Below are 23957 nucleotides of genomic sequence, written 5' to 3'. Positions count from 1 at the left end.
ATGACGATTCACTTACGGAGTTTGTTTTTACTGTGGTTAGGGGCGGCGATCTCGATCGCTGAAATCGTGACAGGGACTTTGGTGGCGCCGTTGGGGTGGCAACGGGGCTTGCTGGCGATTCTAGTCGGTCACCTGATTGGCTGTGGCTTGTTCCTGTTGCCGGCGGCCTACCTATCGACGCTACGGCAACAGTCCGCCATCGGGGTGACCCAAAGCGTCTTTGGTCCCTGGGGCGTGCGGCTGTTCTCGTTACTTAACGCGTTACAATTGTTGGGGTGGACGGCCGTGATGATCGTTAACGCCCAAGTGGCGATGAACGGCATCGCCCAGCACCTGTTTCATTACCGCTCGACGCTGATAATGGCCAGCATCGTGGCGGTTTTGATTATCGTTTGGTTGTTACTGGACCACCAGTGGTTGTTTCGGATTAACAACCTGGTGGTGATTTTGCTGGCCGTGGGGATGCTCCTGATGATGGGTGGCATCATGGCCCAGGGCCACGTTCACGCGCTCACTGGCGGCCAATTGACCTTCGGGAGTGCCGTCGAATTAAACGTGACCATGGCCCTCTCCTGGTTGCCGCTGATTGGGGACTATACGCAAAAAACGACCCAGCCCTGGCGTGCCAGTTGGGTCAGCGTCGGTGGTTACTTTGTCGGCAGCGTGGCGATGTTTGCCATCGGGCTGTTCACCGTGGTCTTGACGGGGCAGGCCGACTTTACGGCGGTGCTGGCGCAGTCGCAATGGGGCTTGGTGGCGTTACTGGTGATCGTCTTTTCGACGGTGACCACCACCTTCATGGACGCGTACTCGGCGGCCACCAACCTGAATAATCTCTGGCACCGCGGTCACGTTAATTTGTGGGGTGTCGGGGTCACGGTGGTCGGCTGGGCGATTGCCTTGGGCGTGTCCATGGCCTACTACCAGAATTTCCTGTACGCCATCGGGGCGGTCTTCACACCGCTCTTTGCCATTCTGGCGGTCAGCGTATTCGTCCTGCACCGGCGCTTGGCTTGGGGCTGGAACTTTGCGTGGTGGCTGATCGGGACGCTAGGGTACTCGTGGCTCCAACGGTTAGACTTCATCGGCGGGACCACGTTGCTATTGTTGGCCCTGCTGAGTCTGGCGGTCTACCTGACCAGTCGGTTTACGCGGCTCTATGCGCTGGACTGACGGTGCGGTAGTTTAATCCGTTGATATGCAAATACTTTGGTGCCAGGATAGGCGTTGAAAGTAACTCGCAAAAAACGTCTGTATTCGAAAAAAATTCCACCCGTTAGCAGCTGACGCCATAATGTGTCATGGCACTATGCTACATTGAGCGTATCAACTGCTAAAGGGGAATTATCATGATGAAGAAAACTTTGATTAAGAAGATTGCTATGATTGGTGCGGTCGTCGTCGGCATGCTGGCATTTGGTGGGACTACGCAGGCGAACGCTTCAAGTAAGTTACACTTTGACCATCGGACAATTACTTATCACATCGACTCTACTTCTAAACATTACAAGGGTATTTGGAAGGATGCGATTAAGGAATGGAATTCGAAGAGGGTTCTTAAATTTAAGGCAAGTTCTAAGAAAAAGGCTGATTTACGATTAACTACTCGAAAAGTAGTAACGAATGATGCTATCTATGATTTTTCAAATTCATTTGTGTTTGGAAACATTTTGGGTGGTACATCGTATCTTAAATTAAATCGTTCTTATATGGATAAACACAATTATGCTCATAATGAACGAGTAAACATGGCTACATCTGCAATTGAAAATGGGCTAGGTTTAGATTTAAATAATGATAATCAAAGTCACATGTATTTCGGATCTGACCCTATAACTTCTTATGATGTTGCACAACTTAAGAAGTTATATGCCCACGTCAAGTAAACCCGCATACAATTGAATCTTCAAAAAACAGGACTATTCCATTATTTATCGGAGTAATCCTGTTTTAGTATGCTGGTTAACTTAAAATTACGTATTAATGTAACGAAATCAGATATAATGAACAAGGACTTAACTAGCATTATACATAGTAGTACAGGAGGTTATCATGCGTAAGGAACTTTACTTGGATCACCCGACCATTAATTGGGTGCTCGACCATTGTAAGATTTTGCGACTGGGGTTACAGGATGATGTGGGAACGTACGTGGTGCCGGTGCACTACGGCTACGAGGAGACCGCCGACGGGCACTACCGGTTGTACGTTCACGGCACCAGTGATGGCCAAAAGGGGCGGTACCTGGCTACTAATCCCAAGATTGGGTTTGAGACGGACGTGGGTCATGAACACCTGACCTACACGCCACCCAAGGAAGGCGCGTTCGGGCCGGCCTTTCGTAGCGTCATGGGTCACGGTCAGGTGACCACGTTGACCGACGTGAACGCCAAGGCCCACGCGTTACGCGTCCTGTTACACCGCTACGTGCGCGATATTCCCGTGGCGATTCATCCGGAGAAGCTAGCCAAGGTCGCCGTCTGGCAGATTGACGTGACCGACATCTCGGCTCGTGTGCATCACCCTACGGCGGCTTGGCAGACGGCATTGGGGTTGCACGAACCGGTTTCGCGCGGGCTGCACTATGGCGACCAGGGAGAAATCATTAGCGACGATACGGTGCCGACAGCGAACGAGACGGAAACGCCGGACGCCACCAGTAGTGCTTCGGTCAACGACCAAGAGTAAGGGGGCCGCTCGTTGACAGGGTTTCCCCAATTTATCTAATAGTGATTAAAGCGGCGTGGCCCGTTTCCCGGAATGGGGAGACGCGGTCAGGCCGTTTTTCGCGCGGCGTCAGATGTAAGCCTTGAAAAGTAACGAGCAGCCGATCAACAGGTACAGCGTGCCGGTGATGAGGCGCTCGTTTTTTTGTAGCCACCGGTGGTTGGGAAAACGCGCCAGGCCCCGGGCAATCAGGTAAAAAAGCGTGAGCATGGCGTACAGGGTGACCAACAGGATGCCGACCTGCGGCGTGGTGGCCTGGGTGAACAGGGGGATGTAGACGCTGATGTTATCGGCGCCGGTCGAAACGATCAGGAGGGCGATGGTCCCGGGTAAGCGGCGGTGCACCGTGCCGAGGTCCGGGGCTGCCGATGCGGCGGGGTGGCTAAGCAACGTCTTGAGACCAATTAGAATGGGAAAGATACCGAGGATCCCTAGAATCACGGATTGGGGCAGGTGCCGCAGCGGGTAGGCGCAGGCCCCGCTGATTAGGAGCAGCAGGGTGGTGCCCAGAAAATCCCCCCAATAGATGGCACGGCCCGCGTGTCTGCCGTGGAGCCCGAAGAGGAGCGTTAAGAGAATTAAGCAATCGATACTGGTGGATGCGTAGGCAACGATGCCCGTTAAAATCGTGGTTAGCAAAGTAACCGTCCTCTCTGCAAAAGGTCTTTGAATCCTAGATTACCATAGGATGTTGGTCTCGATTATAAAAACTTTTAATTTAAAGTTGACACGGTGTCACATTATAGCTATACTGATGAGTAATTAAGTGACACGGTGTCACTATTCGAGGAGGTGGGGTGATGCCAACCCCAACGTTTGACCATTTAGCTCCAGAAAAAAAGGCCCGCATCACGGCGGCCCTACTGACGGAATTTTCCCATCACGGTCTGGCCGACGCCCAGGTGGCGCGGATTGTGACGGCAGCGGACATTGCCCGGGGCGCTTTTTATAAGTACTTTGCCGATTTGACCGACGCCTATCAATACCTGTACGGGGTGGCCTTAGCTGAGATTCACCAGGCGATCCCCAACGACGCGCGGACCGAAGACCTGATGACGGATTACCAAGCGGTGGTGCGGTTTGTCGATCAGGGCAGCAACAGTCGCTATTACCAGTTGATTCAACGACACTTTACCCAAAACGAAGGCCTGTTGCCGACCCCGCCGCAGGTTCCCACCACGCTACCGGCGACGGCTTGGGCGGCGATGGTGTTGAGTCACGCGACCATCAAGGAGATTTTACTCGCGCCCGACCAGCAGGCCGCGGCGCTGCAGCGGTTACGAACGGCGTTGGCCGCATTAGCCAGTTAGGAGGGCCCCATGTTTTTAGCACTAAAGGAAATTCGCCACGAAAAGCTGCGTTACGGCTTGATCATTGGCATGATTTTATTAATTAGTTACTTGGTCTACGTGTTGAGTGGGCTGGCCTACGGGTTGGCGCAACAGAACACCCAGGCCATCGATAGTTGGGACGCCCAGACGGTGACTCTCGACCGCGACGCCAACGTGAGTCTGTCACAGTCGCTGATCACCACCGCCACGGCCAATAAATTAACGTTGACCAAGCACCAGGCCTACGTGGGTCAAGCGGGCGTCGTCGCCAAGGCCAAGGGTAAGACCAACGTGTCGGCCCAGTTCTTAGGGTTAGACCAAACGCAATTTATCGCCAAGAACCTGAAGCTAACCACGGGGCATAAGCCCACGACCAACCGCCAAGTGGTCGCCGATAGCTCGTTACAGAACCAGGGGTACCGGGTGGGCGACCACATCACGTTAAATTCGGTCAACACCAAGTTTACGATCGTCGGCTTTACCAAGAACGCTAAACTCAACGTGGCCCCGGTGGTTTACGGGACGTTGGGCGCTTGGCGGACGTTACGGGGGGTGGCCCCAACCATGCAGGCCAGCGCCATTGTGTCACAAAAGTCGGGGAAGATTACCACGAGTCCGTTGAAGACCTATAGCGTTCAGACCTTCGTGAACGAATTACCGGGGTATTCGGCCCAGAACACGACCTTCGGCTTCATGATTGGGTTCTTGATGATCATCGCCGTGGTGGTCATCGCGGTCTTCTTGTACATCCTGACCATGCAGAAGCTACCGAACTACGCGGTCTTACGGGCCCAGGGAATCCCGGCGCGCTTTCTGGTGGGCAACACCATCAGTCAGGCCCTAGTCTTAGTGGTCAGCGGCCTAGTCTTAGGTGCATTGTTGACCTTTGCGACCATGCGGGCCTTACCGCTGGGCGTCCCCATCAGCTTTAACTTACCGTTGCTGGGTGGGGTGACCCTAGGCATCCTGTTGACCGGGGTACTAGGCGCACTGATTCCCGTGCGGATGATTCTCAAGGTCGATCCCGTTACCGTGATTGGAGGATAAAGGCATGGCAACTTTAACATTGGAACACGTCAATAAAGTTTTTGGGCAAAAGACCAGTCGGGTCCAAGTTCTAACGGACATTAACTTCGAAACCACGGCCGGTGAATTGAGTCTGGTCTTGGGACCGTCCGGGGCGGGGAAGAGTACTTTTCTGACCATCGCCGGTGGCTTACAAACGCCTAGTCAGGGGAACGTCCAGATCGATGGTCAGGCCCTGGGCCAACTATCGGCCAGAGACCGTGATCAGATGCGGTTGAACCGGATCGGCTTCATTTTGCAAGCGCATAACCTGGTACCGTACCTGACCGTCAAAGACCAGTTTCGGCTGGTCGACAAGGTCAAGCCTAAGGGTAACCTGTCGGCGGCGGACCTGACCAAGTTACTGGCGGATCTGGGCATCGACAAGGTGGTCAACCAGTACCCCGCTGAGCTTTCCGGGGGGCAAAGCCAACGGGTAGCGATTGCCCGCGCGTTGTACCAGAATCCGGCCATCATCTTGGCCGACGAACCCACGGCGGCGTTGGATAGTGACCGGGTCAAGGTCGTGGGAGCCTTACTCCAACGACTGGCCCGCGAACAGAACAAGGCCATCGTGGTGGTCACCCACGACTTACGGCTCCGTGACTTCGCTGACCACGTCTACCAGTTGATGGACGGGCACTTAACTTTAGAAGTGTAAGGCCGGGCTTGAACGGCCGGCTGACTCTGGTGCAAACAACTTGCAACTTAAAAATTAGCGCCTAGGGGTTCACTTCACCCTGGGCGCTTTTTGGTGGAGCGCACCAACGCGCTAGGCGGTTAAGGGGACTAGTTTTGTGGTATTCTGAACTTCTAAGGAGGCGACTGACGTGAAGATCATGATTGCACCGGCGAAGAAGATGGTGGTGGCTCCCGACGACTTTGCCGTGCGGGACCAGCCCGAGTATCTGGCCCAGACCCAACAGATTTTAACCGCATTGCGGCGGTTAACGTACCCGCAGGCGAAGGCGCTGTGGCGTTGTAGCGATCGGCTAGCCCGCCCCAACTACGACTGGTTGCATAAGCTTGAGCTGACCCGCGAACTCACGCCCGCACTAATTGCCTATAGCGGCATTCAGTACCAGTACATGGCGCCCGACCTATTTACGGCCCCGGCCCTGGCTTATGTCCAAGCAAATCTCCGCATTCTCTCGGGGTTCTACGGCATCCTACGCCCGTTTGACGGGGTGGTGCCGTACCGCTTGGAAATGCAGGCCAAGTTGGCGGTAGGGGGGCGCTCAGGATCTGTACGCCTTTTGGGGGGAGCGGCTGTACCGCGCGCTACAGTTTGACCAGGGTCCCGTGGTGAACCTGGCTTCGCAGGAATACACCAAGGCCGTGACACCGTATTTGACGGCGCAAGACCAACTCATCGAGGTCACCTTTGGGAGCCTGGTTGACGGTCAGGTGAAGGTCAAGGCGACGCTCGCTAAGATGGCTCGCGGAGCGATGGTCCGGTACTTAGCGGAACACCAGGTCACGGACGTGGCGGGGATTCGGCAATTCGACCATCCGGATTACCGGTTCAGTCAGGAACGGTCGACGGCGCGGCACCTGGTGTTTATTTATCAGAAATAAGGAAAACGACCCGCACTGCCGATAACGGCAAGGCGGGTCGTTTTAACTTTAAACGTGATGTTGTTGGAAACGCGTGAGTCCCAAAGCTCCAGCGTTGCAAACGAATAACATGACGGCCATGGCGGCGTAAGAACTACCGGACATGCCGACTAACGGTGAAGCAAGTCCCCCGAAGGTGTTTTGGGCTAAGCCAATCACGGCCGAAGCACTGCCGGCATTTTGCGAGGCCTGGTCCATGATGAGGGTCACGGTCAGCGTGAGCAACCCACCAATTAACACGACCATGAGTAAGACCAACACGATGACCAACCAGACGTTGGCCGGGAAGAGTAAGGAGACCAGCAACAGGCCGCTGACACCCAGGGCCGCCAGGAGGAGCCCGGTGAGTTGTTGGCGATTCGAATACCGTTTGGCCAACCGAGCCGGGAGGTTACTTCCCACCACGATACCCAGACCGTTGAGGGCGTAGAGCAAGCTGAAGGTCTGAGGTGGTAAACCGAAGCCGGTCTGAAAGACGAAGGTTGAAGCCGAAATGTAGCTGAACAGGCCGCCGTAGACTAACCCGGTAGCGATGATCATGGGCCAAAAGGCGGGGTTAGTGAAGAAGTGTCCCATGGCCACAAACGAGGCGCGGTAGCCCCCCGCTTGCCGTTGGTCAGCCGGCAGCGTTTCGTGTAGCCCGAAGAAGACGGCCGCGGCGATGACTAGACCGATGACGGCCAAGAGAATAAAGACGGCCTCCCAATCGACGTAGCGAATCATGAAGCCCCCGATGATCGGGGCAATAATCGGGAAGACCCCGTTGACGGTGTTGAGCATGGCGTAAAAACGCGTAAGTTTCTTGCCGCTAAAGAGGTCACGGGCGACGGCGCGGGCAATGACCTGGCCGGTCGCCCCGGCAATCCCCTGAATAAAGCGCAGGGTAATTAACAAGGTGACGGAATGGATAAAGGCAATGGCTAGAGACACCAGGCCAAACACGATAAAGCCAATGACGAGTGGGTGTCGCCGCCCGTGCTGGTCGGAGAGGGGACCGGCGATGAGTTGCCCTAAGGCGAGGCCAATCAGGCAGCTGGTAATACTCAGCTGCATCAACGAGGCGCTGGTCATGAATTGGGTCCGCATCTGTGGCAGGGCCGGTAAGTAGAGGTCGATAGCTAACGGGCCGGTGGCACTCACGGTCCCCAGGAGGAGTGTGAGCCAGATTTGCCGGCCACGAGTTAGTGAAGCGTTCAAAGAGGTCACCCTTTCGGTTAGTATGTCGCGTTAAAGAACTTGTTAAGTCGTAACCTGGTCTTACCAGGATCGTCCGGTCAGGGATCGGTTGGTAAATTGGCCAGCTACAGGCTATTATTGCGGGAAAATGGGGATTTTGCAAGCGTTGGACGGTCTAGTCCGGTCAGATTCTTCACAAAAAGATTAATTTCGGCTAAAAAGTGGGTATTTTACGTTGTAAATGGTAAGATTAAAGACAGTTAAGCTTACTCTAATGCGGTAGTGGCCGTTGATGATGACCGCTATTGTTTGAAATTAATTTCTATGATTATAAGGAGCCACACTATGCAAAAAACAAAGGAAGTTATGAGTTGGATTATCCCAATTCTGATTGGGTTAGCCATCGCGTTGGTGATTAAACAGTTTGTCTTTACCCGGGTCAAGGTCGATGGACCGTCCATGGAACCGAACCTGGACAATGCGGAAAAGGTTATCGCTTATAAGCCGGCCAAGGTGAAGCACCTGAGCGTTATCGTCTTTGACGCTTACGGTGAAGACCCGTCGGCGAAGACGCACACCAACTACGTCAAGCGGGTCATCGGTTTATCCGGTGACACGGTCAAGAGTGAGAACGGCTACCTTTACGTGAATAATAAGAAGATTAAGCAAAGCTTCATTAGTGAAGCCGAACGGACTTCCGGAACGGGGAACTGGACACTGGCCAGCATTTCGAAGCAAAATGGCTGGGCCAAGGGTAAAAAAGTGACCGTAGTGCCTAAGGGCAAGTACTTTGTTCTGGGGGATCACCGGAGCGTATCGAACGATAGCCGTTACTGGGGCTTTGTCGATCAAGATAAGGTCGTTGGCGTCGTTAAGGTGCCATTCTGGACGTCAACTAAGACTAAGCGGACGAACGTTAATTCGCTGGCTTACTAAAACTCAAACGTGGTGAATTAGGGCGCTTCCCCCTGGTTTACCACGTTTTTGCGTTGCTCAAGGCGGGCGTACTAACCGCCAGGCGAAGGGGCTAGCTTGACTTTTACCGCCAATTAGTATATGCTTGCGCACGTAATTTTAACGAGAGGAGTCTGAGTTTATGGTTACCCCAGCCAATGATTCGGATATATTGAAGTGGTTATCGATTGCCAATCGCTACACGCGGATTGCTTTAGATCGGCGGTTGCAACCCTATCGGTTGAATGCCAGTATGTACTACTATATCTTACGCCTACATGAACAGCCTCGGATGACCCAGGATCGACTGATTAGCCTGACCTACTTGAACCCCAGTAACGTCACCCGGGCCGTGAATCAATTGGTGAATTTAGGGTACGTTCGGAAGAATCAATCGAAAAACGACAAGCGGGTCTACGAATTATCCCTTACCCGGCGGGGGAACAGCTCTATCCTAAAATTGTGAAATTACGGCAGGCCGTGGCCGACGAGTTGTTGAGCGATCTTCCGGTCGAACAACATGACGACCTAGTGGCTCAGATTCGCCAGTTGGCCTTGCGAGCCGTGGCCAACGAGCACCCGGAATCAACAGAATAGAAGAAAAGCAGTCTCGGCGGGTTGACTTTTAACGTCACCCGCCTTAAGATGAAATCATAAATGAGTGAGCACTCACTTACATAAATTGTAAAGGACGTGAGAAGGATGACGCAACCCATGATTGATGTCCGCGACGTGGCCAAGCGGTTTGGCGACAACGTGGTCTTAAAACAAATTAGTTTGGCTTTACCAGCCGGCCGTGTGATGGGACTGATTGGCCCGTCCGGGGCGGGGAAGACCACCCTGGTCAAGGCGATTCTGGGGATGGAAAAGGTCGATTCCGGCACCACCACGGTCTTGGGGACCGAGATGCCTAACCGGCAGATCATGCAGAAGATTGGCTACATGGCCCAAAGCGATGCGTTGTACGAGACGCTGACGGCGCGGGAAAACTTACGCTTTTTCGGCGAGCTGATGGGCGTCGCGGGGACCGCACTAACCAGTAGCATTGCGCACGTGGCCCAGGTGGTTAACTTGACCGAGATGCTGGATCGCCGGGTTAGCGCCTACTCCGGGGGGATGAAGCGGCGGTTGTCCTTAGCCATCGCGCTGATTGCCGACCCCGACCTGTTGATCTTGGATGAACCCACGGTCGGCATCGACCCCGAGCTGCGGCAGCAGATCTGGGCGGAACTACGGACCCTCAAGCAACACGGTAAGGCCATCCTGGTGACCACCCACGTGATGGACGAGGCCGAGCGGTGTGACGAGCTGATGTTGATTCGCGAGGGGATCGCGCTAGCGCAGGGGACCCCGGCCGATTTGAAACGGGAGTATGCGGTGGATACGATTGAACAAGTCTTTTTGAAAGCGGGGCGGCTCCAAGATGAGAACCATAGCAATCGTTAAACGCGTTTTACGTGAAATGTTACGGGATAAACGGACCTTGGCGTTGATGTTCATCGCACCGCTGTTTATCCTGTCGTTGATGTATTTTCTGTTCCAGAACAATTCGACCAGCGTGGCGAAGATCGGGGTCAGCAACGTCAACACCAGCCTGGTCAAGGCCCTCAAGAACAAACACACGGACCTGGCGGCCTATGGTGATCACGCCGACGCCAAGACGACGATTCGCCAGCACAATTTGGCGGCGTTTATCCACGAACAAGACGGCAAGTTGACGGTGACCTATGCCAACAGTCAGCCCAGCGATACGGCGCTGGTCAAGCAGGCCTTGCAGGGCGGCGTCACCAAGCTGAAGGTCCAAGCGCTCGTCGCGGCCACTAAGACCCAAAAGCGGGTCCTTCAGCAACAGGCTAAGGTCTTAAAGACCGTGATGGCTCAACAACAAAAGCTGCAAACGGCCCAGGGGACGACGCGCGGGCAGACGGCAACGGTCGGGGCCACGGGGTCCACGACCAAGCCTAAAGCGACCCCCAACCATACGGTGACCAGCCATTATCTGTACGGGAACGCCGACTCGACGTTCTTTGACACCTTCTTGCCGGTCCTATTAGGGTTCTTCGTGTTCTTCTTCGTCTTCCTGATCTCGGGGATTTCCCTGTTAAACGAACGGACCACGGGAACGCTGACCCGGTTACTGGCCACGCCGGTGCGCCGGGGTGAAATCATTACCGGCTACCTGGTGGGCTACGGGATCTTTGCGGTGATTCAGACCATCATCACGGTGACCTTCGCGTTGACGGTCTTTAACGTCCACATGCTGGGCAGTGTCTGGCTCATCTTGCTAATCAACTTCCTTTTGGCGATGGTGGCGTTATCGATGGGGATCTTCATCTCGACGTTTGCCAACTCGGAATTCCAAATGGTCCAGTTCATTCCGCTACTGATTGTGCCGCAGGTCTTCTTCTCGGGTATCATTACGATTTCAACCATGCCCGATTGGTTACAGTGGCTCGCCCACATCTTCCCGTTGTATTATGGTGGAGACGCGTTGATGAACGTTGCGACCCGGGGCTTTAGCCTGGGCGACGTGAGCGGGGACCTCTGGATCCTGCTCCTCTTTGCGGTGGTCTTTACCGCCCTCAACGTGGTCGGGTTAAAACGGTATCGGAGGGTTTAAAATGGGAAAAAATACGGATATTCGCACGGCCTTTGAGCAGGTCATGGCCGAGGATCACGAGATTCCGGCCAAACAAAAACAGGTGTTGGCGGCCAGCCTCGCGCTCTTTGCCGAGCAGGGGTTTGCCAACACCACCACCAAGCAGATTGCGGATCGCGCGGGGGTGGCCGAGGGCACGGTTTATCGGCGCTACAAGACCAAAGACGAACTGTTGGCGGCGCTACTAAAGCCGATGGTGACCTCCGTGTTGCCGCGCTTGATGAGCGAGTTTGCCCAGCAGGTGACGACCATGCAGGACTTGACGCGCCATCAGTTGCTCACGTCACTGGTTGAAAACCGAGCGGCCTTTCTGGCGGAAAACTGGCAAGTGGGCAAAGTGCTGATCAATGAAATGCTAATCCAAGCAGATTTACGGCAAGCGGTGATGCAAAATGCGGGCCCCATCATTCAAAAAACGTTGTACCCCATCCTCGACCAGTTACGAGCGCAACACGACTTGACCGCCTTGCCGAATGACATGGTGTGTCAATTCATCATCGGCACGATGCTGACTAACGTGATGCGCGCCAACTTACAGGGCGACTTTGCGCTGTTTAACCAACGGGTCCCGTATCTGATCGAATTCTTGGATCAGGGATTGGCGCCTAAATAAATATTCTAATAAAGAAAGTGGCTAGTCGTAACTAGCCACTTTTTTGGTCGGAGTGATTGCGTTCGTCAGGGGAAAGGCTTAAAATAAAAATATTCATTATGAGATTATTATGAGAACTCTCATTTTAGCTGAAAGAGGGAATTGAGTTTATGGATAACACACAAACGAATTCGGCGTTAACACCGGCCGATCTAGCGGCGCTGCACGCCGACTTAGTCCAACAACCGGCGCATGAGGTGATTAGCCGGGCGGTTCGTAAGAGTGGGGTCTTAGCCGCTGCCGAGGATCCAGACGCCAACGTACGCTTGAACCGGACCTTCTCCGTGGAACTGGATACGGGTAAGGTGTCCAACCAGAAGCATTCCGGCCGTTGCTGGCTGTTCTCCACGTTAAACACGCTACGGCACCAATTCGCCGCGAAGTACAACGTTAAGGATTTCGAGCTTTCCCAAAGCTACCTGTTCTTCTGGGACAAGATTGAACGGGCCAACATCTTCTACGACAACATTCTCCGCACGGCCGACCGACCGGCCGATGACCGAGAAGTGAGCTTCTACCTAGCCCGGCCGGGAGAAGACGGTGGTCAGTGGGCCATGGGCGCCGCATTAGTCCAAAAGTATGGTGTGGTCCCGACCAGTGCCATGCCGGAATCCTTTAACACCAATGACACTACCGGGTTCGCGGCGGCGTTGGACCTGAAACTCCGAAAGGACGCCGTGACCCTGCGGCAATTGGTGGCCGACCATGCCACCGACGCGCAGATTGCAGCGGCCCGCAAGAGCGCATTAAGCGAAGTTTACCGGATGGCGGCCTACTCGATCGGCGAACCGCCGACCACGTTTGACCTCGAATATAAGGACGACAAGCACCAATATCACCGTGACGCCAACCTGACGCCCCAGGACTTCTTTACCAAGTACTTTGACGTCGATTTGGACGATTACGTGGTCCTATCGAACTCGCCGGATAAGGCCTATGACAAGCTCTACGCGTTGCCGAGCCAGGACAACGTGGTGGGCGGTAAGCACATCACCTTCCTGAACTTGCCGATGGCGGACCTCAAACAAGCCACCATCGCGCAGTTGCAGTCCGGTGAGACGGTCTGGTTCGGTAACGATGTGCTCCAACAGATGAGCCGGGAACGGGGCTTCCTCGATAGTCACCTCTACCAGACCGCCGACCTGTTCGGCGTCGATTTGAGTCTGACCAAGGCCCAACGCCTGGAATATCACGAAGCCGAGGTTTCTCACGCCATGACCTTTACCGGGGTGGACCTGGTGGAAGACCAACCCACGCGGTGGAAGGTTGAAAATAGTTGGGGTGAGAAGAACGGCGACAAGGGCTACTTCGTCATGACCGACGACTGGATGGACGATTTCGTCTACGAAGTCGTGGTCCACAAGCGGTTCTTAATGCCGGAACAGCGCGCCATTCTGACCACCACGCCGGAAACCTTACCGGCCTGGGATTCGTTGAATTAACTTAGCTAATCGAAGCGTTGACGCCTAGGCGCCGGCGCTTTTTTTCAAAGGAGAGTGATGACATGTCGGCATGGCAGCAAAAACCAATTACGGCCGTGGTAACCGCGCAGGAGTTAGCAGATCAACTCCTGGCGCTAGGCCTGCAAGAGACCGATAGTTGTTTAGTACATACAGCGTTGAGCCAGTTTGGCTACATTCCTGGTGGTGAGCAGACCGTGGTGTCGGTTCTTAAACGGGTGTTGCGGCAGGGCAACATCGTCATGCCCGCGCAGACCGCTGACTATTCCGATCCTGGTGGCTGGGAACTGCCACCGGCCACCCCCGCAGCGGCTGAACGGATTCACGCCAGTATGCCACCCTTTGACCGTCATCTGAGTCCGACTCACTTTATCGGGAAGACGCCGGAGTATTTTCGGACCCTGCCGGGAACAGTCCGGAGTGGCCATCCGCTCTATTCGTTGTGTGCTGGGGGGCAGAATAGTGTGGAAATCTGTGAGACCACCACTTACGATCTGCCGTTTGGCCCCGCTAGTCCGCTGCAGAAGCTCTACGCCTTAGATGGGAAGGTAGTCATGCTCGGTACTGATTATGCGAGCTGTACGGTCCTACATCTGGCGGAATCCACGATCGATCGGCCGCAGTTTACCGAAACGGCCCCGGTCTGGCAAGACGATCGGCCGGTGTGGACCACCTTTAAAAACGTGGCGCTGGCGCCGTACCATGATTTTAATACCCTGGGGGCGCGGTTTGAACAAGCCCATCCGCGGGCCGTTCAGCGGCTAACGGTGGTGCCCGGGACCATTACCGTGGTGGCCATTCGACCATTGGTTAACTTTGCCCGGGAGTATTACCGGCAGAAGGACCGGCGGCAACTGTCCCGCCTAAAACACCATTCGTCATAACCAACATAGCGCCGGTAGGGGAGTCCTGCCGACGCTATTAGTCACGAAAAAAACCGCCCCTGGTTAGGAGGCGGTCAACCCGATTGGTTAGAACGGGATTCATTTTATTGGTGGATAAAATGAATAAAGGTTGGTTAATTAGGTTTTTGGTATACCCGTAGCATAACCGCAAATTGTGAAGAAATTGTGAAGAAAATTAATGACTAATTAATGTAAACAATTAGTATTATGTTATCAGTTATGAAAAAAGGGTGAAAAGCCATTCTGATTACTTTTTTCTAATTGTTTAGCCTAGTTTAGTTGAAAATAAGGCGCTAGTTGTGAACTAAAATGTCAGATTGGTTAATAAAGTAATTATTATCATAATTAATTTCGAATAAAATTATTTTCTTAAAATTTGTGGTCGGGGAATCGTGAAAACACGGTGATGGCCCGTAAAGCGGGAAGGATGACACAAAAAAAGTCCGCTACCGGATAGGTAACGGACTTGAACATTAAGGTTAGTGTTCTTGCATCAGTTCAGGGTGCTTAACTTCGAAGCGGTGTTCGAAGAAGAAGTACAGCGTGATGATCAGGTAACCGATGGCTGGGACGATGAAGGAGAACTGCATCGAACCGGTCATGTCGGAGACCAACCCTTGGATGGCGGGGATAATCGCGCCACCGATCAGGGCCATAACGATGATGGCACCACCAGTTTCGGTGTACTTCTTTTCGGTGATGGCATCCAACGTGTGGGTGTAAATCGTTGGCCATTCTGGACCGAAGAAGAAACTAGTTAAGATGGCCGTGTAAACGGCAATCATACTTGGGATCGTGAAGGTCACGACCAGAGACAAGGTCCCTAACAGGGAGAACCAGGTTAAGACACGGGTGATGGAGTAACGGCTGATGAAGACGTTAGCCACTAACTTACCAACGAACCAGGCAATGTAACTGTAGATCATGAAGGTCGAAGCGGCACTATCCGTGATCTTGTTGTCCAGGTTCAGGGCCAAACGAATCGTGAAGGACCAAACCGTCGTTTGCACACCAGCGTAGAAGAATTGGGTTAAAACACCCTTCATGTAACGCTTGTTGTGGGAGAGGTACTTGATGGTTTCGCCCAGGCTTGGCTTTTCTTCTTCAGCTTCTTTGGCTTCGGAGGATTGTGCCGTGGCCTTGGCCCGTGGCATTGGGGTCAACGCGAAGATGACCAACATCACGATCAACACGATCAGGATGTACTTGTAAGGCCGCAGGGTCAGTTGTAACATCTTTTCCCCGTAGGCAATCCGTGCAGCACCGTGCATGGAACTCATCTTTTCGGATAAGTTACCCACGGAACCGAAGATCAGGTACTTCCCTAAGACGATCCCCATGATATCCCCTAACGGTACTAAGGTCTGGGAGATGTTGAGCCGCATCGTGGAGTACTGTTTCGGTCCTAACATGGAACTGTATGTATCACAGGAGGTTTCCAGGAAGCTCAACCCAATCGCAATCGCGAAGATGGCAACCAAGAACATGCTGTAAGTGGCTACCCGTGAAGCGGGGAAGAACAGGCCACAACCAACGATGTAGAAGATTAAACCGGTCATAATGGCAAATTTATAACTATTTTTCTTAATAATTAATGAGGCCGGAATCGCAATTAAGAAGTAACCCCCGTAAAAGGCACTTTGGACAAAGGCCGTGGCGGCATCGTTTAATTGGAAAACCGTCTTGAACTGGGTGATTAAGATATCGTTTAAACTAGCGGCGGTTCCCCATAGTGGGAAGATCAAGGAGACCAGGATAAATTGGAAAATCGGGGTCTTGCTTAAGTAACCGTCAGCCAGCTGCGTCCAACCGTGCTTGTTTGTTTCAGCTGCTTGCATAGTAAATTTCCACTCCTTTTAAAGCCTGATTTTAGGTAAAACGTTATACATAATGGCAAAAAATAAAATTAGAAGGTGACGCCGGATTCCAAAATGATGTTGGAGAAAGGTGTCATTTCACCAGTCCGGACGAAGGCGTGCGTTTGGGCTAAGTCCTTCTTCAACTGACTGTGGGGCATGAATTCGATTTCGACGTTCGGCATTAGGTCCTTAACCGCTTGTAGTTGTTCAGGGTTTTGGGTCTTCATTTCTTCAGCCAAGTAAATCTTTTGCACTTCAAGTTCACTCAGTACATTCTTCAAGACGTCTAAGAAGCTGGGCAGTTGCTTAGTCAAGGCTAAGTCGATCTTCTTGGTACCCATTGGGACGGGCATCCCGGCGTCGCCGATGCTTAGCCAATCCATGTGGCCCATGCCAGCGATAACGGTTGAGAGTTCTGAGTTGATCACAGTAGTTTTCTTCATAATCGCAATTCCTCCGTAAACGAGATTTTAAGTAACGTAACTTGTCGGATGTAAAACGTTTTACAAGAACCGTAGACCGCAGATGCAATCGTTTGCGTGATGGCCCATCTAATATGTAAAACGTTTTAACAACATGAATCAGGTTATCACAAACCGAAAAGGCTTACAAGACCCAATGTGAAAATTGTACGATTTTTTTGAAACCCTTGCCATTGCATTGAGGTTGCTTATGCAGCGCCAATACTGCTTTCAGAGGAGCCGCTTCTTGTGAAAGGAAGTATAAAAAAAGCTTGACCAATCATCCGATTAATCATGAGCTGGTTGGTCTAAAAATGGCGCAAAAAAACGACGGTCTGGCCGTCGTTAATTCGTTTAATGCCGCAAGCGGGGACGCTTCGGGGCGTTTCCCATTTGCAAGGTCAGTTGTTTCGTTTTTTCACGTTCGATTTGGAGCTGTTTTTTAAGTTGCCGAGTTTTCCAGAAACCGTGGGCGGCAATCATCGCGGGCAGAGCGCCGACGGCTACCGTAGCGGGAATTAACCAGGGATACTCACGAATCAAGTCTTGGTAGGCTTTCCGTTCCGTAGCGAGTTCGGCGGGGGTCAGGGAAGTCAAACAGTGGTGTGATAACATCAAGATCACGCTCCTTTGCCCCATGATACCGCAAAATGGTAGCGCTGTCAGTGAAAGGCGGCTGAGTACAGCAAAAAGGGCCTGGACGACTGGTCACAGGCCCGGGATTGTTCAATTAATTATTGGTGATTTTGACCAGCACGGCGTTCGTGACGTCTTCGTCGACGTCGCGATCAATGTGGTAGCCGGCAACCTTCAAGCCCGTGGACTTGTTGGTCCCTGTCAGCGTCTTCTTCACCGTAAACTTCTGGGTCATCGGAATTCCCGAAAGCTTGCCCTTAAAGCGAATGACGGTTCGTTGCCCCTTGGTGGTAAACGTGGCCTTCAACGATCCCGCTTTATTTAACGCCTTGGCTTTCTTGGCGGCATTGTAAGTCTTGTAGAACTTATCAACGTTGTAGACCGTGGCCTTGCCGTTCTTATTGAAGCGGTAGGCTTCCAGTCCGGAGTTGCTCTTGGCGTTAACACTACCAGCGACGTACCAGAGTTGCTGAGTGTTGGTGATCGTCGATTTCACGTCGCTTTTCTTCGTGGTTTGATTCTTGAAGCTGGCTTGTTGGTTGCTGCCGGATTGGCTGCTCTTGCTGCAGCCGGCTAACCCGATCGTGACTAAGGCCACCAGACTTAAGATGGTCGCGTAAATCCGGGTTTTCTTCATTTGAAATTCACCTCATTAAAAATAATCGCGCGGCGGACCGCGTTATCTAAACCTTTCCCTATCCCTGACCAGTATAGCATGGACGCGCAACCGTTTTGCGCCCAGGGCGTTAAAAAAAGATTAAGTTCCGTTGACAATTTCGCCCCACAAAGGCGCACAACTGTTCGCCTTTTTCTGGTAGAATAGGAACACAGTGCAGAGAATTGAGGGAGGAATCAGCAATGGGTAAACGTCGTCGCCGTCGTCGCGGGTCGTCGCTCTCCATCTATGGGGCGCTTCTATTAGTGGTGATTGGGTTAGTGGGGAGCCTGAGCAGTCAAGGGAACCCCACGGCTCGCAAAATTACGGACCAAGCCAGTCAAGTCATTAATCAGGTTGCGGGGAAGTCGAGTGGATCAACCACCACCCCCAAGCAATCGGTGGCGACCAAGGCGCTAGCACGGGCCAAGTATCAGGGGACGCAAATCGTGGCGGTCAATCATAATCAGCCGACCTTCACCAGTAGTGAGTTGTCGTTAAAGCGGGGGGCCTGGCAAAGCTATGGTAACCTGGACGGGTTGAACCGGGTCACCACGGCTAACGCGATGTTGAGCAAGAGCATCATGCCCACCGCCAAGCGGCAACCGCTCAACGTGACGCCCACGGGGTGGCACAACAAATCCTACACGGTCAACGGTAAGCGCGGCTACCTGTATAATCGCTGTCACCTGATCGGCTATCAGCTGACGGGGCAGAATAATAATTGGAAGAACTTGATGACCGGGACCCGCTCGCTTAACGATCCGGGCATGACGGCTTACGAGAATCCGGTGGCCAGTTACCTGCGGACGCACCCCAGTGACCACGTGCGCTACCAGGTCCAACCGGTCTTTCGGGGTAACGAACTGGTCGCCCGGGGCGTGCACATGCAGGCCCAGTCGATTGAAACCAAAGATATCAGCTACAACGTCTACATTTTCAACATTCAGGCGGGCGTTAAGATTGCCTACGATACGGGGTACAGCCAGATGGGTGACCCAGCCGCGGCGTTCTAAACAAGCATGAACATTAAAAAGAAGGATTCTTCAGAATCGCGTTGATTCTGCGGAATCCTTCTTTAAATAGTTAGCAGGACTACCGGCGGTTAGCGTACCGGTAAATTGAATACAAAACGATACCGACGAGGAGAATAATCCCCACCATCGGATTTTCTCGAAAAATCCAGTGGAAGACCCGAAATGGACTGGTCCCGTGGAGACCGCCCAAGAGGATGATACCGTGAGTGAGCATTGAGTGACCCCCCCTTAAGAATTATTCTTATTGTAGACGATTCAAAACTTAAAAAAAAGTAAAGACATTTACTGGTTTTGGCGTATTATGAAAAGGACAAGGTGTGAAGGAGGAGCGAACTGTGAGTATTTCTGCAATTATTGAAGCGATTATTATCCTGAACGCGGTGTTGGCCTTTCTAACGGTGTTTAGAGAGAAACGCGACATCGCCGCAACTTGGGCCTGGATGCTAGTGCTAGTGCTAGTTCCCATCGTCGGTTTTATTGCCTACGCCTTTATCGGGCGAAAGCTGCCGAAGGGCCGGATGTTTCGGCTGCAACATCAGGTCGCGATGCAGCTGGACGAACGCCTGCAACAGCAACGGCAGAAGCTGGGCAAACAAATCATGCCAGCCGACCGGATCAGCCATTCGGTCATCAACATGGTCAACATGTTCATGTCGACTGATCAAGCCTTCCTGGCCCGCCAAAACAAGGTCCAGGTGATCACGGATGGCCACGATCTCTTTCGCATGATGATGGAAGATATCGAACAGGCCACGTCTAGCGTCCACATCGAATTTTATACGTTTTACAATGACCGGATCGGTAACGAGATTCTCGACCTGCTGGTGCAAAAAGCGCGCGCCGGGGTCGAAGTCCGCGTAATCTATGACCCGTGGGGCTCGATGGGGACTTGGAAACGATTCTTTAAACCCCTAATGGACGCTGGGGGCCACGTAGAACCCTTCCTGGGGACCCGGTCGGCCGTCATCGACTTCCGGCTGAATTTTAGAGATCACCGGAAGATTGTGACCGTCGATGGCCGGGTCGGCTACGTCGGGGGCTTTAACATTGGCGACCAGTACCTAGGGCGTAAGGAAAAGTTTGGTTACTGGCGCGATACTCACTTACGGATCATCGGGTCCGGGGTTTTCTCACTGCAGGCGCGCTTCATGCTCGACTGGAACGCCACGGACCGCGACCATCCCTTTGACGACCAGAAGATCAATCCCCGCTACTTCCCGTTAACGACGGTGAAGGGGGAAACTAGTTTGCAGATTGTATCTAGCGGACCGGACTCCGATCTCCAGCAGATCAAGATGGGCTATATGCGGATGATCCAGACGGCCGAAAAGAGTCTGTGGATTCAGACGCCGTACCTGATTCCCGACGACAGTGTCTTGGATTCGCTGCGGATTGCGGCCATGGCCGGCATTGATGTGCGCATCATGATTCCGGACAAGCCGGACCACGCCTTCGTGTACCGGGCGACGCAATATTATGCGCGGCAGTTGGCTAACGATGGCGTTAAAATTTATTACTACCATAATGGCTTCATTCACGCCAAGACCATGGTGGTCGATGGTAAGTTAGCCTCCGTGGGCTCGGCCAACATGGACTATCGGAGCTTTAAGTTAAACTTCGAAATTAACGCGTTTATCTACGACGAGCAAATCGCCACGCAATTAGAGAATATTTTCAAAATTGACATGACCCATAGTGAACTGATTACGCCGGAGAAGTTCGACCAACAGTCGTGGTACTTGAAGTTCAAGCAGACGGCTTCACGGCTGCTTTCACCAATTCTATAAAAGCAAATTAGTTGGTGTTGTTTCGGGGCGGGTGTATTCTATGGGTGCTGACGAACTGGACTAACGACCGGATTGAGGCTGGAAACGGGTTTTCCGGTGGGCGTTAGGCTTTTTGGCAGAATCTAACAAAATGTGTGTGAAGGGGGCCACCGTTTAACCCAAACGGTGGCCTTTTTTGCGCTTAGTTCAAAGAGGGTAAAAGTAAAATTTTCTCCTAACATCGCCTCCGAACCAGTCAGAAACGGGCTGGAACGGGGTGGGCACGACTTCAAGCCCGCAGACCAGGTCTTGAAGATCGACCTTTGTCTAGGTCGACAAAAAACGCCGACCAACACAAACGACACCCCTGAGCCTATTTCTGACTGGCTCTCCGGCTTACATGAGTTATAAAAAATGAACTATATTTTTTCAACTAGCTAGGTAACAGATGGTTATTTAAATTAGGGTTTGGTTTTTTAAGACAGGCCCTAGTCAATCATAAGTCACTAGTGTATAGTTTCTGAGCGGCGGCGGGTGACCTATGCTACACTGATAGGGATTGTTGATGCCTAAACGCGAATGGAGGAGGGGCTAACATGCGACAGCGTTGGTACTGGGGCTGGGTTCTGTTGGGACTGGTCGTGGTGGGGAATCTATCTCCCGTGACCGCCCACGCCGACTATCAGATTGCGGCGTATCGAACCCAGATTGACATACATAAAAACGGGAACGCGACTCTCACGCAACACGTGACTTATCGGTTCGACGATGACTACCACGGCGTCTTCGTGGTCCAAGACTTACGGGGAATCAAGGGTGGCCGTTTGACGGGGGTGATCGCCCAACTGAATGGCCAGACGCCGCGGACCGTTTCCGCCGCAACGACGGGGGCGACCAATACTTATCAGTTGACCCAATCAGCGGCGCGCCTGAAGGCTAAGGTCTACCGGCCGGTCACGGACGGGGATACCTTGCGGGTCACGTATCACCTGGCACTAACCGGCGTGGTCACGAACTACACCGACACCGCCGAACTGAATTGGAAGGTGATTGGGACCGGCTGGGAAGTCCCGTTGCGTCAGGTTAAAGTGACCCTGCAACTGCCGGCCACACGGATTACCCAGCTGCAGGCTTGGACGCACGGTCCACTGACGGGGCACACCCAGGTCGACCGGCAACGCGGCCGGGTCATCCTGACCGTGCCACAGGTCGCCGCGCAAACGGCCGTCGAAAGTCAGCTGCTGTTTCCCACCAGCGTGACACCACTAGCACCACGCGTGGCGCAGAAGAAAAAGGCCGCCGTCCAACGGCAAGAGGCGCAGCTGGCCCAACAGGCTAACGCCAAACGCCAGCGGCAACGCTGGTTAGTGGGCGGGAGCTTGGCTGTACTGGTAGCGGCGACCCTGATCGTTGCGGGGCTGGACGTCCGGTGGTTCCGCCGCCATCCGGGCAACCGCTACCCGCACCCCATTCCGATTCCACACTCATTTGACGTGCCCACCGTGGCCCCGGCCGTAGCGGAGTCGTTAGTGGACGAAGCGGCGCCGAACACCAACGCGCTGACCGGAGAAATCTTGCGGGCGGCGAGTCGGCGGCAGCTGAGCCTGACCGCCGAAAAGCAGGGGCGGCACCAGACCATGCGGTTGACGCGCAAGGCCGACCTGGATAATTCGTTTTTGACCCACTGCTTTCAAACCATCGGCCAGGACGGTTCGTTTACGTTGGCTGATTTGAAACAGTACGGAAAAAAGGACCAACAGGGCCGCCTCGGCCAGTGGTTCCACCAGTGGCAAGAAGAGGTCAACCGCGACGTTGAGCCCTATCAAGACGCCGATAACGTGGCACTGCGCCAACGATATCTGACGCGCGGCTTGCGGTTGACCCTTCTCCTGGTCTTAACGGCCGGGGTGAGCTGGGTGGTTAACGCCACCGTGGGCGCTTGGGTGACCGGCCTGAGTGGCCTGGGCCTCATCGTTTTGTGGGTCAGCGTGTGGCGACTGCGCCAGCATATCGACCGCAATAACGCGGCTGGGTTGATCCTGGTCAACGACATCGGCGGTTTTCGCCGGATGTTAAAGGACATTGGTCACTTCGACACCGCTCAAATTGGCGACCTGATCCTGTGGGAAGATATCCTACCCTACGCCGCGGCGTTCGGGCTGTCCAAGCAGGTCATCGCTAAACTAAAGGTCGACTTCGGCGCCGATGCCCTAGCGGCCGGATTTGTCGGTTTCTATATCGGTACCGGTAACTACGGCTTGGCCGATTTTGGGGACGCGATTAATTCTGGAATTTCCGGCTCACTTCAAGTTTCGGGGAGCGCTAGTTCCACCACGGGCGGCTCCGGCGGTTTTTCCGGCGGTAGTTCGGGTGGTTTCGGTGGCGGCTCCGGTGGCGGGGCGTTTTAATCACCAAATATCAAAAAAACGGCGACCAACTGGCCGCCGTTTTCGGTTACTTGGTAAAATCGATTTTAAGACTGAGCAGGTAAATAATGATCCCGCCGACCACCATGCTGGCGAGTTCGCCGGCACCGATGGATAACCAGTTGGCCCAAAAGGTTGGCCAGAAGGCTGTTTTGGCGATAAAGGCGAATTCCCAGGCAATCATGCACATGAAGAAGACGGCCACGACCGTGTTGAGAATCAGCTTGCCGATCTTATTAGGGACGTAACGTCCCAACCAGTACATGACCAGTAAGGCCAGTAAGGTTTGGGTGGTCCCGGTCACCACGTCGAGGAGACCCAGCGAGGATCCAAAGATGTTAGCGACAAAGACGCCCAGCGTGACCGCGACGATGTAACGCCGGTTAAAACTGACTAGGTGGTTGAACATTTCGGAGAAACGAACCTGAACAACACCATAGCTTAGGGCTGGCAAGGCCATCGTAACCACGACGTAGAGGGCAGCAACTAGGGCCGCTAGCACCATGTCGCGGGGGCTATCGATCCCTAAAAAACTTTTCTTAGAATTCACGAGAAATTCCTTCCTTTGCTA

25 protein-coding genes and 1 pseudogene are annotated in these 23957 nt (G+C 53.4%); 18 read left to right on the top strand and 8 right to left on the bottom strand.

The window, feature by feature from the left end:
• The 3 genes from cytX to RI501_RS00740 all read left to right on the top strand — a co-directional run bounded on the left by cytX (window position 1) and on the right by RI501_RS00740 (window position 2688).
• Window positions 1–1173 (top strand): putative hydroxymethylpyrimidine transporter CytX, encoded by a 1173-nt coding sequence (gene cytX, locus RI501_RS00750; protein ID WP_313819897.1) that lies wholly within the window; start codon window positions 1–3, stop codon window positions 1171–1173.
• A gap of 176 nt (window positions 1174–1349) precedes the next feature.
• Window positions 1350–1886, top strand: a complete 537-nt coding sequence (locus RI501_RS00745) for a zinc metalloprotease (protein ID WP_313819896.1) — start codon at window positions 1350–1352, stop codon at window positions 1884–1886.
• Between the two features lie 166 nt (window positions 1887–2052).
• Window positions 2053–2688 carry a pyridoxamine 5'-phosphate oxidase family protein gene (locus tag RI501_RS00740; RefSeq protein ID WP_313819895.1) on the top strand — a complete coding sequence of 212 codons (636 nt, stop codon included), beginning with the start codon at window positions 2053–2055 and terminating at the stop codon, window positions 2686–2688.
• Between the two features lie 108 nt (window positions 2689–2796).
• On the opposite strand, the gene RI501_RS00735 is transcribed toward RI501_RS00740, so the two are convergent.
• Entirely contained in the window at window positions 2797–3366 is a 570-nt protein-coding gene (locus tag RI501_RS00735) for a cadmium resistance transporter (RefSeq protein WP_313819894.1), read from the bottom strand.
• Between the two features lie 161 nt (window positions 3367–3527).
• Between RI501_RS00735 and RI501_RS00730 the strand changes: the two genes are divergently transcribed.
• The 4 genes and pseudogenes from RI501_RS00730 (at window position 3528) to yaaA (ending at window position 6701) form a co-directional block, all read left to right on the top strand.
• Window positions 3528–4037, top strand: coding sequence for a TetR/AcrR family transcriptional regulator (locus tag RI501_RS00730; RefSeq protein WP_313819893.1), 510 nt, complete (start codon window positions 3528–3530; stop codon window positions 4035–4037).
• A 9-nt stretch (window positions 4038–4046) separates the two neighbouring features.
• Complete coding sequence (locus tag RI501_RS00725; protein WP_313819892.1) at window positions 4047–5105, top strand: ABC transporter permease; 1059 nt, start codon at window positions 4047–4049, stop codon at window positions 5103–5105.
• Between the two features lie 4 nt (window positions 5106–5109).
• Window positions 5110–5784 carry an ABC transporter ATP-binding protein gene (locus RI501_RS00720; protein WP_313819891.1) on the top strand — a complete coding sequence of 225 codons (675 nt, stop codon included), beginning with the start codon at window positions 5110–5112 and terminating at the stop codon, window positions 5782–5784.
• 169 nt (window positions 5785–5953) lie between these two features.
• Window positions 5954–6701, top strand: a pseudogene (gene yaaA, locus RI501_RS00715) (peroxide stress protein YaaA).
• A gap of 48 nt (window positions 6702–6749) precedes the next feature.
• Here the strand turns inward: yaaA and RI501_RS00710 are convergent.
• Window positions 6750–7937: a multidrug effflux MFS transporter gene (locus RI501_RS00710; RefSeq protein WP_396442500.1), complete on the bottom strand. Its 1188-nt coding sequence runs from the start codon at window positions 7935–7937 to the stop codon at window positions 6750–6752.
• Between the two features lie 324 nt (window positions 7938–8261).
• Between RI501_RS00710 and lepB the strand changes: the two genes are divergently transcribed.
• From lepB to RI501_RS00670, 8 genes are all read left to right on the top strand, one after another.
• On the top strand, window positions 8262–8852 hold the full coding sequence (lepB, locus tag RI501_RS00705) for a signal peptidase I (RefSeq protein WP_313819889.1): 591 nt from the start codon (window positions 8262–8264) through the stop codon (window positions 8850–8852).
• A 160-nt stretch (window positions 8853–9012) separates the two neighbouring features.
• Entirely contained in the window at window positions 9013–9336 is a 324-nt protein-coding gene (locus tag RI501_RS00700; RefSeq protein ID WP_313819888.1) for a MarR family winged helix-turn-helix transcriptional regulator, read from the top strand.
• Window positions 9333–9467 carry a hypothetical protein gene (locus RI501_RS00695; protein ID WP_313819887.1) on the top strand — a complete coding sequence of 45 codons (135 nt, stop codon included), beginning with the start codon at window positions 9333–9335 and terminating at the stop codon, window positions 9465–9467. Before RI501_RS00700 ends, RI501_RS00695 begins: the two co-directional genes overlap by 4 nt.
• 105 nt (window positions 9468–9572) lie before the next feature.
• Window positions 9573–10316, top strand: coding sequence for an ABC transporter ATP-binding protein (locus RI501_RS00690; protein WP_313819886.1), 744 nt, complete (start codon window positions 9573–9575; stop codon window positions 10314–10316).
• Window positions 10294–11490 carry an ABC transporter permease gene (locus tag RI501_RS00685; protein ID WP_313819885.1) on the top strand — a complete coding sequence of 399 codons (1197 nt, stop codon included), beginning with the start codon at window positions 10294–10296 and terminating at the stop codon, window positions 11488–11490. Before RI501_RS00690 ends, RI501_RS00685 begins: the two co-directional genes overlap by 23 nt.
• Before the next feature lies 1 nt (window position 11491).
• Window positions 11492–12142 carry a TetR/AcrR family transcriptional regulator gene (locus tag RI501_RS00680; RefSeq protein WP_313819884.1) on the top strand — a complete coding sequence of 217 codons (651 nt, stop codon included), beginning with the start codon at window positions 11492–11494 and terminating at the stop codon, window positions 12140–12142.
• Window positions 12143–12291: 149 nt separating this feature from the next.
• Window positions 12292–13623, top strand: coding sequence for a C1 family peptidase (locus RI501_RS00675; protein ID WP_313819883.1), 1332 nt, complete (start codon window positions 12292–12294; stop codon window positions 13621–13623).
• A gap of 62 nt (window positions 13624–13685) precedes the next feature.
• Entirely contained in the window at window positions 13686–14525 is an 840-nt protein-coding gene (locus RI501_RS00670; protein ID WP_313819882.1) for an AAC(3) family N-acetyltransferase, read from the top strand.
• A gap of 500 nt (window positions 14526–15025) precedes the next feature.
• Here the strand turns inward: RI501_RS00670 and fucP are convergent, their stop codons facing one another.
• From fucP to RI501_RS00650, 4 genes are all read right to left on the bottom strand, one after another.
• The gene (gene fucP, locus RI501_RS00665) at window positions 15026–16384 is read right to left on the bottom strand and encodes an L-fucose:H+ symporter permease (RefSeq protein ID WP_313819881.1); all 1359 of its coding nucleotides are present in this window, start codon (window positions 16382–16384) and stop codon (window positions 15026–15028) included.
• Window positions 16385–16452: 68 nt separating this feature from the next.
• A complete protein-coding gene (gene rbsD, locus RI501_RS00660; protein WP_313819880.1) occupies window positions 16453–16848 on the bottom strand; it encodes a D-ribose pyranase in 396 nt (131 codons plus the stop codon).
• Between the two features lie 372 nt (window positions 16849–17220).
• The gene (locus tag RI501_RS00655; RefSeq protein ID WP_313819879.1) at window positions 17221–17481 is read right to left on the bottom strand and encodes a hypothetical protein; all 261 of its coding nucleotides are present in this window, start codon (window positions 17479–17481) and stop codon (window positions 17221–17223) included.
• A 115-nt stretch (window positions 17482–17596) separates the two neighbouring features.
• Window positions 17597–18139 carry a hypothetical protein gene (locus RI501_RS00650; protein WP_313819878.1) on the bottom strand — a complete coding sequence of 181 codons (543 nt, stop codon included), beginning with the start codon at window positions 18137–18139 and terminating at the stop codon, window positions 17597–17599.
• A gap of 221 nt (window positions 18140–18360) precedes the next feature.
• Between RI501_RS00650 and RI501_RS00645 the strand changes: the two genes are divergently transcribed.
• Window positions 18361–19173: a DNA/RNA non-specific endonuclease gene (locus RI501_RS00645; protein WP_313819877.1), complete on the top strand. Its 813-nt coding sequence runs from the start codon at window positions 18361–18363 to the stop codon at window positions 19171–19173.
• A 79-nt stretch (window positions 19174–19252) separates the two neighbouring features.
• On the opposite strand, the gene RI501_RS00640 is transcribed toward RI501_RS00645, so the two are convergent.
• Entirely contained in the window at window positions 19253–19408 is a 156-nt protein-coding gene (locus RI501_RS00640) for a hypothetical protein (protein WP_313819876.1), read from the bottom strand.
• Between the two features lie 121 nt (window positions 19409–19529).
• Between RI501_RS00640 and cls the strand changes: the two genes are divergently transcribed.
• Window positions 19530–20981 carry a cardiolipin synthase gene (gene cls, locus RI501_RS00635; protein WP_313819875.1) on the top strand — a complete coding sequence of 484 codons (1452 nt, stop codon included), beginning with the start codon at window positions 19530–19532 and terminating at the stop codon, window positions 20979–20981.
• A gap of 575 nt (window positions 20982–21556) precedes the next feature.
• Window positions 21557–23368 carry a DUF2207 domain-containing protein gene (locus RI501_RS00630; protein WP_313819874.1) on the top strand — a complete coding sequence of 604 codons (1812 nt, stop codon included), beginning with the start codon at window positions 21557–21559 and terminating at the stop codon, window positions 23366–23368.
• Window positions 23369–23414: 46 nt separating this feature from the next.
• Here the strand turns inward: RI501_RS00630 and RI501_RS00625 are convergent, their stop codons facing one another.
• On the bottom strand, window positions 23415–23936 hold the full coding sequence (locus RI501_RS00625) for a QueT transporter family protein (RefSeq protein ID WP_313819873.1): 522 nt from the start codon (window positions 23934–23936) through the stop codon (window positions 23415–23417).
• Between the last annotated feature and the right edge of the window lie 21 nt (window positions 23937–23957).

It is taken from the genome of Levilactobacillus zymae, from assembly GCF_032190635.1.
Taxonomy (GTDB): Bacteria; Bacillota; Bacilli; order Lactobacillales; family Lactobacillaceae; genus Levilactobacillus; species Levilactobacillus zymae_A.
This window is presented reverse-complemented; position numbering and strand designations above follow the sequence as displayed.

Excerpts from the sequence above, each read along its gene's own strand:
- cytX (WP_313819897.1), top strand. The coding sequence starts at position 1 with ATGACGATTCACTTACGGAGTTTGTTTTTACTGTGGTTAGGGGCGGCG.
- RI501_RS00745 (WP_313819896.1), top strand. The coding sequence starts at position 1,350 with ATGATGAAGAAAACTTTGATTAAGAAGATTGCTATGATTGGTGCGGTC.
- RI501_RS00740 (WP_313819895.1), top strand. The coding sequence starts at position 2,053 with ATGCGTAAGGAACTTTACTTGGATCACCCGACCATTAATTGGGTGCTC.
- RI501_RS00730 (WP_313819893.1), top strand. The coding sequence starts at position 3,528 with ATGCCAACCCCAACGTTTGACCATTTAGCTCCAGAAAAAAAGGCCCGC.
- RI501_RS00725 (WP_313819892.1), top strand. The coding sequence starts at position 4,047 with ATGTTTTTAGCACTAAAGGAAATTCGCCACGAAAAGCTGCGTTACGGC.
- RI501_RS00720 (WP_313819891.1), top strand. The coding sequence starts at position 5,110 with ATGGCAACTTTAACATTGGAACACGTCAATAAAGTTTTTGGGCAAAAG.
- lepB (WP_313819889.1), top strand. The coding sequence starts at position 8,262 with ATGCAAAAAACAAAGGAAGTTATGAGTTGGATTATCCCAATTCTGATT.
- RI501_RS00700 (WP_313819888.1), top strand. The coding sequence starts at position 9,013 with ATGGTTACCCCAGCCAATGATTCGGATATATTGAAGTGGTTATCGATT.
- RI501_RS00690 (WP_313819886.1), top strand. The coding sequence starts at position 9,573 with ATGACGCAACCCATGATTGATGTCCGCGACGTGGCCAAGCGGTTTGGC.
- RI501_RS00685 (WP_313819885.1), top strand. The coding sequence starts at position 10,294 with ATGAGAACCATAGCAATCGTTAAACGCGTTTTACGTGAAATGTTACGG.
- RI501_RS00680 (WP_313819884.1), top strand. The coding sequence starts at position 11,492 with ATGGGAAAAAATACGGATATTCGCACGGCCTTTGAGCAGGTCATGGCC.
- RI501_RS00675 (WP_313819883.1), top strand. The coding sequence starts at position 12,292 with ATGGATAACACACAAACGAATTCGGCGTTAACACCGGCCGATCTAGCG.
- RI501_RS00670 (WP_313819882.1), top strand. The coding sequence starts at position 13,686 with ATGTCGGCATGGCAGCAAAAACCAATTACGGCCGTGGTAACCGCGCAG.
- fucP (WP_313819881.1), bottom strand. The coding sequence starts at position 16,384 with ATGCAAGCAGCTGAAACAAACAAGCACGGTTGGACGCAGCTGGCTGAC.
- rbsD (WP_313819880.1), bottom strand. The coding sequence starts at position 16,848 with ATGAAGAAAACTACTGTGATCAACTCAGAACTCTCAACCGTTATCGCT.
- RI501_RS00655 (WP_313819879.1), bottom strand. The coding sequence starts at position 17,481 with ATGTTATCACACCACTGTTTGACTTCCCTGACCCCCGCCGAACTCGCT.
- RI501_RS00650 (WP_313819878.1), bottom strand. The coding sequence starts at position 18,139 with ATGAAGAAAACCCGGATTTACGCGACCATCTTAAGTCTGGTGGCCTTA.
- RI501_RS00645 (WP_313819877.1), top strand. The coding sequence starts at position 18,361 with ATGGGTAAACGTCGTCGCCGTCGTCGCGGGTCGTCGCTCTCCATCTAT.
- RI501_RS00640 (WP_313819876.1), bottom strand. The coding sequence starts at position 19,408 with ATGCTCACTCACGGTATCATCCTCTTGGGCGGTCTCCACGGGACCAGT.
- RI501_RS00630 (WP_313819874.1), top strand. The coding sequence starts at position 21,557 with ATGCGACAGCGTTGGTACTGGGGCTGGGTTCTGTTGGGACTGGTCGTG.